Here is a 13306-nt window from a genome sequence, read left to right on the forward strand (position 1 = left end):
TATGAAGAGACATTCAAAGAGCGGGCGGCGATGAACGTTTTCGCCAGTGCGACTTGCTCCGGGTTGTGCAGAAATCCTGCCAAATCCAGGGCATTTTTGTGTTTCACCCGGCGATAAATCCTGTCGCCCTGGGGTCGATACGAGTTCACCTGGACAACTCCTTCAGCCCCAGGCGGATCAGCTTGGCGCTGTCGGCGTCCTCGCCTGCAGTCTTCATGGCCGCGGAGACGGCATTGGCGGCCTGGTCGCGCGAATAGCCAAGATTGGTGAGCGCCGACACCGCGTCGGACACAGGAGCGGAGGCCACGCCTTCGCCCAGTTCCTGTTTGAGGCCGATAGAGCCTGAGGCTTCCCCCGCAAAGGCCGGCGCCTTGTTCTTCAGCTCGGTCACGATCCGCACTGCCACTTTGGGGCCGACACCCGGTGCGCGGGAGACGGCGGTCTTGTCCTGAAGCGCGATGGCATTGGCCAATTCCGATGGGGTGAGCGTGGAGAGCACAGCAAGTGCGACCCTGGCGCCCACACCTTGCACGCTTTGCAACAGGTTGAACCATTCACGCTCCAGCGCGCTCGTGAAACCGAACAGTTTCAACTGGTCTTCCCGTACATAGGTCTCGATGAAGAGCACGACGGCTTCGCCAACGGATCCCATGCGCGACAGTGTTCGGGCGGAACAATAGGCGACGTAGCAGACGCCGTGTACATCGACGAGCACATAGTCATCGCCGATTTCCTCGATAGTGCCTTTCAGCTTGCCGATCATGGTGTTGATTCCGTCAGGGATGGGTTTCGGGAGTGATCATAACGAGAGACGGGAAGTAGCTGCGATAGCGTGCTGCATCCCGCGTTAAAAGTCTGTGGGCGTTGATATTGGCATGGGCGCCGATCAGAAAATCCGGCAAGGTGCGTTCTTTCAATCCGCCAGTCCTGCAGTAATCGAAGTGCGCTTTTCCCGCACGATAGGCTGCCTCGTAAGAGACTTGCTCTCGCTTGAAGCTGAGCCAGCCAATCGCCCGGTTGATATCGTTTTCGCTTAAAGGGGAGGCTGATATTTCCGACCAGATGATCGGATTCAAAATCAGGTCGCCTTCGTCTCGACAACGCTTCAATGCCGCAAGTGACCAGTTTCGAAACGGTGACGCCGGTCCAAGCACGTCGATCAGGATATTGGTATCAACGACGGTCGAGGTCATCACGGGCCCCCCTTAGCCAATCCATATACTGGTCTGTCGTCATGCCTTGAGTATCGAGGGTGCCCTCTACGCTTTTGGCCCAGTCATCGAAACTTTCGAAGTCCGGCTTGAAATCTCCGGTCTTTACCAGAAGTACGCCATGATCCGAGGGAACGAATTCCACCTCCGAACCTGGACCGATCTTTAAATGGTCGCGGATTTCCTTCGGGATTGTGACTTGGCCCTTGATGGTGACGCGCATTGTAATACCTCTGCGGTATTACTTAGATCGACGATGAGAACAAGTCAAGAACGAATTAGCTGGCGGCCAGCAGCTTGCGCATGCGATCGCCACCGCGATTATGGGCATGGCAAATGGCAATGGCCAGTGCGTCAGCGGCATCGTTGCCCTTGAATTCAGCCTTGGGCATCAGGATTTTCAGCATCATGTGGATCTGCTTCTTGTCACCGTGGCCGACGCCGATCACGGATTTCTTGACGGCATTCGGCGCATATTCGGCAACCTGCAATCCTGCGCGGGCAGGGACCAGCATGGCGATGCCGCGGGCCTGACCGAGTTTGAGCGTGGCGACGGCGTCCTTGTTGACGAAGGTCTGTTCGACGGCTGCCTCATGCGGTTGATAGCTGTGCACCACCTCTGCCAGACCATCATGAAGCTGGCAAAGGCGGGAGGCGAGATCCATATCGCCGTCGGATGTCACCGTGCCCGAGGCGACGAAGCGCAGCGTGTTTCCCAGGGTTTCGATAATGCCCCAGCCGCAGCGTCTGAGGCCCGGATCTATGCCGATGATACGAATCGTGTTGGTCATGAGTCATCCTAGCTTTCGGGCTTGAAACCTGCCAGCGATAAGTGAACAAAACAAAAACAAAACTGTGAAGGTGGCAATTCGATTTTACCGCACCGCTGGCACTGGGCAGATCAGCGCCTATATGAGTGAAAAGATCATCAAAGCCCGAAAGTGACGTTCCCCATGGTTCCGTTTTCCATTCTTGACCTATCCCCGATTTGCGACGGACAGACGGTGTCGGAAGCATTGGAAGCCACCCGCCTGATGGCGCAGAAGGCAGAAGCCTGTGGCTACAACCGCTTCTGGCTTGCCGAGCATCACGGCATGCCGGGAATTGCCAGTGCCGCGACCTCTGTGCTGATCGGTCATGTCGGTGCTGCCACCAAGACGATCCGCATCGGCTCCGGCGGCATCATGCTGCCCAATCATTCGCCCATGGTGATCGCCGAACAGTTCGGCACGCTTGCCGCGCTCTATCCGGGACGTGTCGATCTTGGGGTCGGCAGGGCGCCGGGCACAGACATGCGCACTGCCATGGCGTTGAGACGCAATCTGGAGGCCGGCGCGGAGAACTTCCCGCGCGATATCATGGAATTGCAGATCCTGATGGGAGATGCCGATCCCGAGCAGCCGATCCGCGCCTATCCCGGCACGGGCAGTCATGTGCCTGTCTGGCTTTTGGGCTCAAGCCACTACAGCGCTCATCTGGCAGCGGCACTCGGGCTGCCATACGCCTTTGCCTCGCATTTCGCACCGGATTCTCTGATGGATGCGATTGCCATTTATCGCGATCGCTTTCAGCCGTCGGAACGGTTGCAAAAGCCGAAGGTCATGGCGGGTGTCATGGCGGTTCTCGCCGATAGCGATGAAGAGGCTCAGTATCTGTCCACCTCGCTCACCCAGCAATTCCTCAACCTGCGACGAGATGTTCGTGTGCCGTTCCCGCGCCCGGTCGACAATGTCGATGAGCTGGGGACGCCGATGGAGCGGATGGGTGTGGAGCACACGCTTCGCTATGCCATCATCGGTTCGCCCGAGACGGCGCGCAAGACGTTATCCAGCTTCCTCGCCGAGACGGAAGCCGACGAGGTCATCGTCTCGATGCCGATCCACGATGTGAAGGCGCGGCTCCATTCGGTCGAGTTGTTCTCGGGCCTTGGCCAGATGGCGCAGGCGGCGGAATAGCAATAGCGCCACATCACGAACCTGGGTCGGGTGTTTCTACTCAGTTGCGATTACTTTCAAGTGCCCCGTTTCGGGGCATTTTTTGTACTCGAAATCAGTATAGTCACTTGATTTCGTTGATGTCAGACCCGGCCCCGCGGGATGAAACTTGGTAAAGATACGTGGTTAAGCGCTACTTAACCTTTCCCTTCTATTATCCAAGACGGATCATAACAGCGCCTTCTGTTGGGGCGGCCGGGATCACAACGGATTTTGGAGTTTCAAATCATGAAGATGAGCCTTTTCGGTGCAGCCGCCGTATTATTTGCAAGCACGTCCGCTTTTGCGGCCGACGTTTATCAGCCGGAGCCGGCACCATTTATCGATGCACCGGAAGTCACCGTCAGCGAAGCCTCTGGCTGGTATCTGCGCGGCGATCTTGGCTATTCGTTCAACGATTTGCGGGGCGCTGAATATTTCCAGGGGAGCAATAGCAACCTTGTCGATTTCGGCAGTGCCAAGTTGAAGAACGGCTACACGGTCGGGGCCGGTGTCGGTTACCAGATGAACAATTATCTGCGCGGCGACCTGACATTCGATTACATGACAAAGAGCGACTTCCGCGGTTCGACAAACGGTGAGTGCGGTGCCGGGCCGGTTGCTTGTACATCCTCGGACTATTCATCACTGACCGCCTACACGCTGATGGCCAATGCCTATGTGGATCTTGGCACCTATGGCTACTTTACACCCTATGTCGGTGGCGGCCTCGGCGGCTCCTACGTCAAGTGGAAAAACCTGAACAACACCGCATGCCCAGACGCCGGTGGTGCCTGCGATGATACCGTTACCCATGGCGGTCGTGGCAACTGGCGCTTTGCCTATCAGCTGATGGCCGGTGCTTCCGTCGACCTGACCTGCAACGTCAAGGCCGATGTCGGCTATCGCTTCCGTCATACGCTGGCCGGCGGCATGTTCGGTTACGCCGAGAATGGCGGTCCGGGTCGTGACAAGGGTTTCTACAGCCACGAAATTCACGCCGGCGCACGTTATTCGTTCGGCGGTTGCGATCAGCCTGTCTACACGCCTGAGCCGGAACCACTCGTCTACAAGTAATCCCTCTCCAGTCGGGATCTTGAAAGGTCGTCCTTCGGGGCGGCCTTTTTTGTTTTCAGGTCAACGGGATAGGAGACTCTGCATCTGTCTCGGTCGTGTTTGCTGATGCTTCAATGCCGGTATTCAACGGTTCGGATGCGTCACAAGATTTTCCGAGAGCGACGTGAAATTCGCTTGACGGAAAATTCGGACAGGCATATTCACGACGGCGGGACACCTCTCCCCAACGAGAGGCTAACTATCTGGAAGGATAGATCATGACAGAGCTCGCTAAGCCGGCATTGCGTCCGGCCAATCCCCATTTTTCTTCTGGCCCTTGCTCGAAGCGTCCCGGTTGGTCGCTCGAAGCGCTTTCCGATGCCGCACTGGGACGGTCTCACCGCGCCAAAATCGGTAAGACCAAGCTGCAGCAGGCCATCGACCTTACCCGTGAAGTCTTGAACGTGCCGGCGGATTACCGCATCGGCATCGTGCCTGCCTCCGACACCGGCGCTGTCGAAATGGCGCTTTGGTCGCTGTTGGGCGAGCGCGGTGTGGATATGCTGGCCTGGGAAAGCTTCGGCGCTGGCTGGGTCACCGATGTGATCAAGCAGTTGAAGATCGACGCTCGCAAGTTCGAAGCGCCTTATGGCGAACTGCCCGACCTTTTCGCTGTCGATTTCGACCGTGACGTGGTCTTTACCTGGAACGGCACCACCTCCGGTGTGCGTGTTCCCAATGCCGACTTCATTCCGGCAGACCGCAAGGGTCTCACCATCTGCGACGCGACATCTGCTGCCTTTGCGCAGGATCTCGACTTCGCCAAGCTCGATGTCGTCACCTTCTCCTGGCAGAAGGTACTGGGCGGCGAGGGTGGTCACGGCATGCTGATCCTGTCGCCCCGCGCCGTCGAGCGGCTGGAAAGCTACACACCGGCCTGGCCCATGCCGAAGATCTTCCGCATGACCAAGGGCGGCAAGCTGATCGAAGGCATCTTCAAGGGCGAGACCATCAATACGCCGTCGATGCTGTGTGTCGAAGACTATCTCGATGCGCTGCTGTGGGCCAAGCAGATCGGTGGCCTCAAAGCCTTGATGGCGCGCGCCGATGCCAATGCAAAGGTCATCTTCGACTTTGCAGCCAAGACAGACTGGCTGGCCAATCTTGCAAAGGTTGAGGCCACGCGCTCGAATACGTCCGTTTGCCTCACCATCGTCGACAAGGACGTGGCAGCACTCGATAACGATGCGCAGGCGGCCTTCGCCAAGGGCATGGTCTCCGCGCTCGACAAGGAAGGCATTGCCTTCGACATCGGCGCTTACCGTGACGCGCCTTCGGGCTTGCGGATCTGGGCCGGCGCCACGGTCGAGACGTCCGACATGGAAGCGCTGATGCCTTGGCTTGCCTGGGCGTTTGAGGCGCAGAAGGCAACGCTTGCCAAGGCTGCTGCCTGAGGCTTATTGCGGCTCCGCCCAAGGGCGGGGTCCCTTTCCCTGATCATACCTGTTCATCTCTTGAAGGAGGCCTCCCATGGCACCTCGCGTACTCGTATCCGACGAACTGTCGGAAACCGCCGTCCAGATCTTCCGTGACCGTGGCGTCGAAGTCGATTTCCAGCCGAAGCTCGGCAAGGACAAGGAAAAGCTTGCCGAAATCATCGGTAATTATGATGGTCTGGCGATCCGTTCGGCCACCAAGGCAACCGAAAAGCTGATCGCGGCTGCGACCAATCTGAAGGTTATCGGCCGCGCCGGTATCGGCGTCGACAATGTCGATATTCCTGCCGCTTCCAAGCGCGGTATCATTGTCATGAACACGCCCTTCGGCAATTCCATCACCACGGCCGAACACGCCATTGCGCTGATGTTTGCCGTAGCCCGCCAGTTGCCCGCCGCCGATGCCTCCACCCAGGCCGGCAAGTGGGAAAAGTCGAAGTTCATGGGTGTCGAAATCACCGGCAAGACGCTCGGTGTGATCGGTGCCGGCAATATCGGTTCGATCGTTTGCTCGCGGGCCATTGGCCTCAGAATGAATGTCATTGCCTATGACCCCTTCCTGTCGAAGGAACGGGCCGAAGAAATGGGTGTGACCAAGGTCGAGCTCGACGAGCTGTTGGCCCAAGCCGATTTCATCACGCTTCACGTGCCCATGACCGACAAGACCCGCGGCATCCTCAACAAGGATGCGCTGGCCAAGACTAAGAAGGGCGTACGTATCATCAACTGTGCCCGTGGCGGTCTGGTGGATGAAGCAGCTCTTGCCGAGGCGCTGAAGTCGGGTCATGTCGCCGGTGCCGGTTTCGACGTGTTCGAAGTCGAACCTGCCACAGAGAGCCCGCTGTTTGGCCTCGACAATGTCGTGTGCACGCCGCATCTGGGTGCTGCCACCACGGAAGCCCAGGAAAACGTGGCGCTCCAGGTTGCCGAACAGATGTCGGACTATCTGGTAAAGGGTGCTGTTTCCAACGCGATCAACATGCCCTCGATCACGGCGGAAGAAGCGCCGATCCTGAAGCCCTTCATCCGCCTCGCCGATGTTCTGGGCTCCTTTGCCGGTCAGGTGACGGAAAGCCCGATCAAGGAAATCGAGATCCTCTACGACGGTGCGACGGCCAACATGAACACGAGGGCGCTCACCTCGGCTCTTCTGGCCGGCTTGATCCGCAACCAGGTGGCCGACGTCAACATGGTGTCTGCCCCGATCATGATTAAGGAAAAGGGCATCGTGCTCTCCGAGGTCAAGCGCGACAAGACCGGTGTCTATGACGGCTATATCAAGCTGACCATCACCACGCAGAACCAGACACGTTCCGTTGCCGGTACGGTCTTTTCCGACGGCAAGCCGCGCTTCATCCAGATCAAGGGCATCAACATGGACGCAGAAGTCGGTGCCAACATGGTCTATATCGCCAATACCGACGTTCCCGGCATGATCGGCTTCATGGGCACGACGCTGGGTGCTGCCGGCGTCAACATCGCCAACTTCCAGCTTGGTCGCGGTACCGAAGGTGGAGATGCCATCGCACTTCTCTATGTCGACGAGAAGTTGAAGCAGAATGTGCTTGATGACCTTCTGGCCAATGCGGCGATCCGCCAGGCCAAGCCACTGGTCTTCAACGTCGACTGATCACTCAATACGGCTAAAAGTTGCAAGGCCCGGTGCGGATTGTTCGCGCCGGGCCTTCTCGTTTAAGGTTGCCATGATGGACATTAGGCCGCACTGTGCGCTCCTGACGCAGCGAAAGGACGCAATGTCGCATTGATCATGCAGCGCTTGGGTCTATTTCCATAAGCAGATATTCAACTTCGGTTTCAACCGGGAAATGCAGATCATGTTTGACACCTTCGACGCCGAGATACTGGCGCGAGCGCAATTCGCGTTCACCGTGAGCTTCCACATCATCTTCCCAGCGTTTTCGATCGGACTTGCCAGTTATCTGTTCGTGCTGGAGGGGCTGTATCTGTGGAAGAAGGACAAGGTCTATCTGGAACTGTTCGATTTCTGGAAGACGATCTTTGCCGTGGCGTTCGGCATGGGCGTCGTCTCCGGTCTGGTCATGGCCTATCAGTTCGGAACCAACTGGAGCGTTTTTTCGGACAAGGCAGGCCCCGTGATCGGGCCATTGATGGGATATGAGGTTCTGACCGCCTTCTTCCTGGAAGCCGGCTTCCTTGGGGTGATGCTGTTCGGCCGCAACCGGGTCGGCGCCGGTCTGCACTTCCTGGCCACATCCATGGTGGCGCTGGGCACGCTGATTTCAGCGACCTGGATTCTCGCTGTGAATTCGTGGATGCAGACGCCGGCCGGCTTTGCCATCAACGATGTCGGCCAGTTCATTCCTGTCGACTGGTGGGCGGTGATCTTCAATCCGTCTTTCCCTTATCGCCTCGTCCACATGGTCATAGCCGCCTACCTTACCACCGCATTTGTCGTGGGCGCTGTCGGTGCCTGGCATCTGTTGAAGCGGACGGCTCCGTTGCGGGCAGGAAAGATGTTTTCCATGGCCATGTGGATGGCCGCCATCGTTGCGCCAATCCAGATCTTTGCCGGTGACATGCATGGTCTCAACACGCTTGAGCACCAGCCTGCCAAAGTGATGGCCATGGAGGGCCATTTCGAAAGTCATCCCGATGGCGCACCGTTGATCCTGTTCGGCATTCCCAATGAGAAGGAAAAGCGGGTCGATTATGCAATCCAGATACCCAAGCTATCGAGCCTGATTCTCAAGCACGACATCAATGCACCTCTGGCCGGTCTCGACACGATCCCCGAAGAGCTGCAGCCGCCGGTGTTCATCGTGTTCTGGTCCTTCCGCGTGATGGTCGCGCTCGGCTTTGCCATGCTGGGTGTCGGGTTGTGGAGTTTGTGGGCGCGCTCGCGAGGGACACTTTACACCAGTTCCTGGCTGCACCGGGTGGCGGTCGTCATGGGGCCGGCCGGTTTCGTTGCCGTGCTTGCCGGCTGGGTCACGACAGAAGTCGGGCGTCAGCCCTATACGGTCTATGGCCATCTGTTGACATCGCAATCCATGTCGGCGATCGGCGCGCCGGCAGTTGCCGCGTCGCTGATTGCCTTTGTCATCGTCTACTTCCTGGTGTTCGGGGCAGGCACGTTCTACCTGCTGCGTCTCATGGCACGCCTGCCGAGAGATCCGACGCCGGAACTCGACGAGGGGCCGATCCGGACATCCGGCATCACACCAGCCACACCGCATCACGGAGCCCATCATGGACATTGATCTCGCATTTATCTGGGCAGCTCTGATTGCCTTTGCCGTGCTGGCCTATGTCATTCTCGATGGCTTCGATCTGGGTGTGGGCATCCTGTTTCCCTTCTTTCCGCAGAAGCGTGACCGGGACGTCATGATGAACTCGGTGGCCCCTGTCTGGGACGGTAACGAGACCTGGCTGGTGCTGGGCGGCGGCGGTTTGCTGGCAGTCTTTCCGCTTGCCTATGCCACCATATTGCCTGCGCTTTACGCGCCGATCATCGCCATGCTGCTGGGACTGATCTTTCGAGGGGTTGCCTTCGAATATCGCTGGCGCACAAAGCGCGGCAAATTTCTGTGGGACTATGCCTTTGCCGGCGGGTCGTTTCTGGCAGCATTTTCGCAAGGCATTGCGCTTGGGGCCCTGGTTCAGGGCATCCACGTCGTTGACCGTGCCTATGCCGGCGGCTGGTGGGACTGGCTGACGCCATTTTCGATTGCGACGGGCGTCGCGATGGTCATCGGCTACACGCTTTTGGGTTCAACCTGGCTGGTGATGAAAACGACTGGCGATCTGCACGACAAGGCGAAGCGTCTGGCGCTGCCGCTGACATTTGCAACGATTGCCGCCATGGGCGTGTTCAGCCTTTGGACACCGTTCCTCAAGCCTGTCTATCTGGAGCGCTGGTTCGGCTATCCGACCATTGTCTTTTCCGTCATCGTGCCGCTCATGGTTCTGGCCTGCCTTTACCTGATCCTGACGGGGCTGAAACGCGGTCATCAGGTGCAGCCCTTTGTGGCCGCACTCGGTCTGTTCGTGCTGGGCTATGTCGGTATCGGTATCAGCTTTTACCCCTATATCGTGCCGGGTTCGCTGACGATCTGGGAGGCAGCCGCTCCGGATGAAAGCCTGGCATTCCTGCTGGTCGGCGCGGCCGTGCTGGTGCCGATCATTCTCATTTATACCGGCTATGCTTACTGGGTGTTCCGCGGCAAGGTCGATCCAGAGGAGGGCTACCATTGACAGGTCGTGTCGCGCAAACCGCCAAACGGCTTATGTGGTTCGTCGGCTTGTGGGTGGCCGGCGTGGCGACAGTTGCCATTGTCGGCGGTATCATCAAATTCTGGCTCGGCGCATAAGCGCCGGCCAGCCACAATCACCAATCATTGACCGAACTCTTCGCTATTTCCTCTTTCAATCCGGTCTCAGCGTCCTCATATGAAGGCCAAAGCCGGTCACCAAGGACAGGCAAAGATATGGGATGGAAAGATGCAGCGATTGGGTAAGGTGTTTTCGATTTTGGCGGTCGGCCTCATTGTGATGATGGCAACGGTCGATTTTGCCGAGGCGAGACGGGCCGGCGGATTTTCAAGCTTTGGCAGTCGTGGAACGCGCACTTTCAGTTCGCCATCGGTAACGCGCACGGCGCCGAACGCTGCAACCGGCATTCAGCGCAGCATGACACCGCAGAGCACTGCGGCGCGTCAAAACAGTAGCGGTTTTCAGCGCAATGGCCTGTTCGGCGGTCTGGGTGGCGGCATTCTGGGTGGCCTGTTGATGGGTGGCCTGTTCGGTATGTTGCTCGGTAGCGGCTTCGGCGGCGGTTTCGGCTTTATCGGCATGCTGTTGCAGATCATTCTGCTGGTGATGCTGGGCTCCTGGCTTTTGCGCCGCTTTGGCGGGCAGCAGGCAACAGCGACCGGTGGCGCTGCCGGTTCGCGTGGCAACGCAAGTGGCGACAATACCGCCATGCGCAGCGGCGGCGGTTTCGGCATTCCCAAGATGGGCAGCGGGATGGGCAGCGGCTTTGGTGGCTCAGCGCCGGCGATCAAGGATATTGAAGTCGGCGAGGGCGACCTCGACCGGTTCGAGGTGATGCTGAAGGATGTGCAGGCAGCCTATGCCGATGAGGATTATTCCGCCCTTCGCGAGCTGACCACGCCAGAGGCGATGTCCTATCTCGCGGAAGAACTGAGCGACAGTGCCACCCAGGGACAAAAGAATGTGGTGCGCGATGTCAGGCTTGTTGAGGGCGATATTTCCGAGGCCTGGAGCGAGGGCAATACCGATTATGCCACCGTTGCCATGCGCTATGAGAGCATCGACTACATGATCGACCGGACAAGTGGTGCCGTGGTGAGCGGCAATCCCGATAGTGTGAGCGATTCCGTCGAGGTCTGGACCTTTACCCGCCAGAACGGCGGCGCATGGAAAGTCTCCGCCATCCAGAACGCTGGCTGATCGCGCTTTATCCCGGCGTTCACGCCGGGATAGGCTTTGCCTGGGCGGTGCCGGCAATCCGCATGGATCGATCCGCCTGCAGCTCAGGCTGCCCGCTCAAGGGCATTGCTGGAGCTGGCGTGCGTAATTGTAGGTGATTTCGGTAAAGCGCTTGGCGCCGCGCGTTGCCTCGGGGCGCGCGCGCCAGGCGCCACGTTCATAGCCCTTGTGGCCGGAATGATAGGCCAGATACATGTTATAGGGGTCGTTGTAGTCGATGCCGTTCTTGATATGGCTCTGCTGGTGATACCAGCCGATGAAACGGATCGCATCGGCAAAATTGGTACGGCGCGCGGTATAACGACCTGTGCTGCGCTGATACCCTTCCCAGGTGCCGTCCAGCGCCTGCGAATAGCCATAGGCGGTCGATGGCCGTTTCCAGGGAATAAAGCCCAGCAGTTTCTTGCGGGGCGGTCGCGCCCGTTGCTCGAACCCTGACTCGGTATACATGGTGGCCATCAGAATCGGAACCGGCACGCCGTATTCGCGCTCCGTCTTTTCCGCCGCCCGGCGCCAGTTATTAAACAGTCCATCCTTCTGCTCGAAGATCGCGCATGCATTGCGCGTATTGCTGGGTGCAGTGGCGCAACCGGCAAGACCAACAGCGAGAAGGGCTACGACAAATACGCTACGCATCGCAAAACCTCATACTCACGATCAGAGTATTGATTAAAATTTAACGAAACCTTTTTTGAATGTGACCTTTTCGGGGCGATTGCATGCGGATTCGGTGGTAGGCACAGGCATGCATCTGTGGCATTTTCCGCCCGCCCGGCGGTTTCCAGCCGGATGAGCTGAAAGGATGACCCGCTTTTGCCCGTGCCCACCTTCACGTTTCATATGAATGGCTGGAAACGGCCGTTTCTGGAGGCGGCATTTCCCGGGCGTCAATTTCGCTATATGCCCTTCTTCCTGTCGGCCAGAGGCTTCAGGCGGGACTGGGCGCGGCGCATCCTGCAGGCGACGGATCCGGAGTTCTTCGTCTGGAGCCTGAACCTGTCGGAAGAGGCCGACTGGTTTGCCCGAGAACACAACATTCCCGTCCATTACATCGAGGACGGTTTCTTGCGGTCTCTTCGCCCCAGTGCCGGCTACAGCGTTCCCTTCTCGCTGACCATCGACCGCCAGCGCCCATATTTCGACAGTCGCGGTCCGTCCGATCTCGAGGATCTGCTGAACAGCCATGACTTCACCGATGCGGAGCTTGGTCGCGCCAGAACCGGCATCGACAGGCTGCTTTCCACCCGTATCAGCAAATACAACGACCAGGACCCGAACCATGGCGATCGGGCGGTGGAGGAGGGGCGTCGGCGCGTTCTTGTGATCGGTCAGGTGGAAGAGGATGCCTCCATCCGCTACGGCTGCGATCGGCCTTTCACCAACAACGATCTGGTGCGGCTGGCGGCTTTGGAAAACCCCGATGCCGAGATTGTCTACAAGCCCCATCCGGATGTGTTGAAGGGCGTGCGCCGGCGCTTGTCCGATCCGGGCGAGATTGCGCATCTGGCCACCATCGTCACCCGGCCGCAGCCGCTGCCGGATGCACTCGACGGTGCGGACCAGGTCTACACCATCACCTCGCTTGCCGGGTTCGAGGCGTTGATGCGGGGCATCAAGGTCACCACGCTTGGATGCCCCTTCTATGCCGGCTGGGGCCTCACCGACGACCGTCAGCCGAACCCGCGCCGTACACGCAAGCTCAGCATCGAAGAGCTCTTTGCCGGTGCCTATCTCCTCTATCCGCAATATTTCGATCCGCTGACCGGCAAGGCCTCGACCTTCGAGGAGGCGTTGACGCAAATGGCCGCGTGGCGGCAGGCCGGCGTGCCTGCGGATGCCGACCGTCTGCTCGGCATTCATGGCAGGGCCACTCGCTGGGCCCCGCTTGGGCCTTACGGCCTGCTCGGCTGGCGGCATTTGCTGACGCCTGTTGTGGCGCGGGTGATCGGGCATATGGGCAATGCCGAGGATGTCAGCTATTACCGTCGCGATCCGATCGGTTTTTTTCGCGAGCTCTCCAATCCGAGGTTGAGACGCATCGGACGCTGGCTCTACCCGTTCACCCTCTGAGGAGGCG

13 protein-coding genes are annotated in these 13306 nt (G+C 58.7%); 8 read left to right on the forward strand and 5 right to left on the reverse strand.

The genetic code is table 11. From position 1 onward, the window contains the following. Positions 1–145: 145 nt before the first annotated feature. Genes ruvA through ruvC form a run of 4 tightly spaced genes read right to left on the reverse strand, consistent with a single transcriptional unit; the run spans position 146 to position 2002 of the window. On the reverse strand, positions 146–763 hold the full coding sequence (gene ruvA / locus ACQQ2Q_RS15295; protein ID WP_428187954.1) for a Holliday junction branch migration protein RuvA: 618 nt from the start codon (positions 761–763) through the stop codon (positions 146–148). A 13-nt stretch (positions 764–776) separates the two neighbouring features. Beyond that, positions 777–1196, reverse strand: a complete 420-nt coding sequence (locus ACQQ2Q_RS15300; protein WP_428187955.1) for a type II toxin-antitoxin system VapC family toxin — start codon at positions 1194–1196, stop codon at positions 777–779. Then, entirely contained in the window at positions 1174–1434 is a 261-nt protein-coding gene (locus tag ACQQ2Q_RS15305; protein ID WP_428187956.1) for an AbrB/MazE/SpoVT family DNA-binding domain-containing protein, read from the reverse strand. The genes ACQQ2Q_RS15300 and ACQQ2Q_RS15305 overlap by 23 nt, the downstream gene beginning before the upstream one ends. 55 nt (positions 1435–1489) lie before the next feature. Continuing rightward, positions 1490–2002, reverse strand: coding sequence for a crossover junction endodeoxyribonuclease RuvC (gene ruvC, locus ACQQ2Q_RS15310; protein ID WP_428187957.1), 513 nt, complete (start codon positions 2000–2002; stop codon positions 1490–1492). 162 nt (positions 2003–2164) lie between these two features. Between ruvC and ACQQ2Q_RS15315 the strand changes: the two genes are divergently transcribed. The 7 genes from ACQQ2Q_RS15315 to ACQQ2Q_RS15345 all read left to right on the forward strand — a co-directional run bounded on the left by ACQQ2Q_RS15315 (position 2165) and on the right by ACQQ2Q_RS15345 (position 11190). After that, complete coding sequence (locus tag ACQQ2Q_RS15315) at positions 2165–3166, forward strand: LLM class flavin-dependent oxidoreductase (protein WP_428187958.1); 1002 nt, start codon at positions 2165–2167, stop codon at positions 3164–3166. Positions 3167–3433: 267 nt separating this feature from the next. Beyond that, positions 3434–4261 (forward strand): outer membrane protein, encoded by an 828-nt coding sequence (locus ACQQ2Q_RS15320; protein WP_428187959.1) that lies wholly within the window; start codon positions 3434–3436, stop codon positions 4259–4261. Between the two features lie 257 nt (positions 4262–4518). Continuing rightward, entirely contained in the window at positions 4519–5694 is a 1176-nt protein-coding gene (locus tag ACQQ2Q_RS15325; protein ID WP_428187960.1) for a phosphoserine transaminase, read from the forward strand. 76 nt (positions 5695–5770) lie between these two features. After that, entirely contained in the window at positions 5771–7366 is a 1596-nt protein-coding gene (gene serA / locus ACQQ2Q_RS15330) for a phosphoglycerate dehydrogenase (RefSeq protein WP_428187961.1), read from the forward strand. 205 nt (positions 7367–7571) lie between these two features. Beyond that, positions 7572–8978 carry a cytochrome ubiquinol oxidase subunit I gene (locus tag ACQQ2Q_RS15335; RefSeq protein WP_428187962.1) on the forward strand — a complete coding sequence of 469 codons (1407 nt, stop codon included), beginning with the start codon at positions 7572–7574 and terminating at the stop codon, positions 8976–8978. Continuing rightward, positions 8968–9972 carry a cytochrome d ubiquinol oxidase subunit II gene (gene cydB / locus ACQQ2Q_RS15340; RefSeq protein WP_428187963.1) on the forward strand — a complete coding sequence of 335 codons (1005 nt, stop codon included), beginning with the start codon at positions 8968–8970 and terminating at the stop codon, positions 9970–9972. The genes ACQQ2Q_RS15335 and cydB overlap by 11 nt, the downstream gene beginning before the upstream one ends. Positions 9973–10218: 246 nt before the next feature. Continuing rightward, the gene (locus tag ACQQ2Q_RS15345; protein WP_428187964.1) at positions 10219–11190 is read left to right on the forward strand and encodes a Tim44 domain-containing protein; all 972 of its coding nucleotides are present in this window, start codon (positions 10219–10221) and stop codon (positions 11188–11190) included. Positions 11191–11286: 96 nt separating this feature from the next. On the opposite strand, the gene ACQQ2Q_RS15350 is transcribed toward ACQQ2Q_RS15345, so the two are convergent. Then, a complete protein-coding gene (locus tag ACQQ2Q_RS15350; protein WP_428187965.1) occupies positions 11287–11865 on the reverse strand; it encodes a transglycosylase SLT domain-containing protein in 579 nt (192 codons plus the stop codon). Positions 11866–12048: 183 nt separating this feature from the next. On the opposite strand from ACQQ2Q_RS15350, the gene ACQQ2Q_RS15355 reads away from it, so the two are divergent. Continuing rightward, positions 12049–13299, forward strand: coding sequence for a capsular polysaccharide biosynthesis protein (locus ACQQ2Q_RS15355; RefSeq protein WP_428187966.1), 1251 nt, complete (start codon positions 12049–12051; stop codon positions 13297–13299). Positions 13300–13306 lie beyond the last annotated feature (7 nt).

This window comes from Agrobacterium sp. ES01 (assembly GCF_050320885.1).
Lineage (GTDB): Bacteria > Pseudomonadota > Alphaproteobacteria > Rhizobiales > Rhizobiaceae > Allorhizobium.

What these genes read in the sequence shown, in the direction of transcription:
- ruvA (WP_428187954.1), bottom strand. Translation starts at nt 763, where the DNA reads ATGATCGGCAAGCTGAAAGGCACTATCGAGGAAATCGGCGATGACTAT.
- ACQQ2Q_RS15305 (WP_428187956.1), bottom strand. Translation starts at nt 1,434, where the DNA reads ATGCGCGTCACCATCAAGGGCCAAGTCACAATCCCGAAGGAAATCCGC.
- ruvC (WP_428187957.1), bottom strand. Translation starts at nt 2,002, where the DNA reads ATGACCAACACGATTCGTATCATCGGCATAGATCCGGGCCTCAGACGC.
- ACQQ2Q_RS15315 (WP_428187958.1), top strand. Translation starts at nt 2,165, where the DNA reads ATGGTTCCGTTTTCCATTCTTGACCTATCCCCGATTTGCGACGGACAG.
- ACQQ2Q_RS15320 (WP_428187959.1), top strand. Translation starts at nt 3,434, where the DNA reads ATGAAGATGAGCCTTTTCGGTGCAGCCGCCGTATTATTTGCAAGCACG.
- ACQQ2Q_RS15325 (WP_428187960.1), top strand. Translation starts at nt 4,519, where the DNA reads ATGACAGAGCTCGCTAAGCCGGCATTGCGTCCGGCCAATCCCCATTTT.
- serA (WP_428187961.1), top strand. Translation starts at nt 5,771, where the DNA reads ATGGCACCTCGCGTACTCGTATCCGACGAACTGTCGGAAACCGCCGTC.
- ACQQ2Q_RS15335 (WP_428187962.1), top strand. Translation starts at nt 7,572, where the DNA reads ATGTTTGACACCTTCGACGCCGAGATACTGGCGCGAGCGCAATTCGCG.
- cydB (WP_428187963.1), top strand. Translation starts at nt 8,968, where the DNA reads ATGGACATTGATCTCGCATTTATCTGGGCAGCTCTGATTGCCTTTGCC.
- ACQQ2Q_RS15345 (WP_428187964.1), top strand. Translation starts at nt 10,219, where the DNA reads ATGCAGCGATTGGGTAAGGTGTTTTCGATTTTGGCGGTCGGCCTCATT.
- ACQQ2Q_RS15350 (WP_428187965.1), bottom strand. Translation starts at nt 11,865, where the DNA reads ATGCGTAGCGTATTTGTCGTAGCCCTTCTCGCTGTTGGTCTTGCCGGT.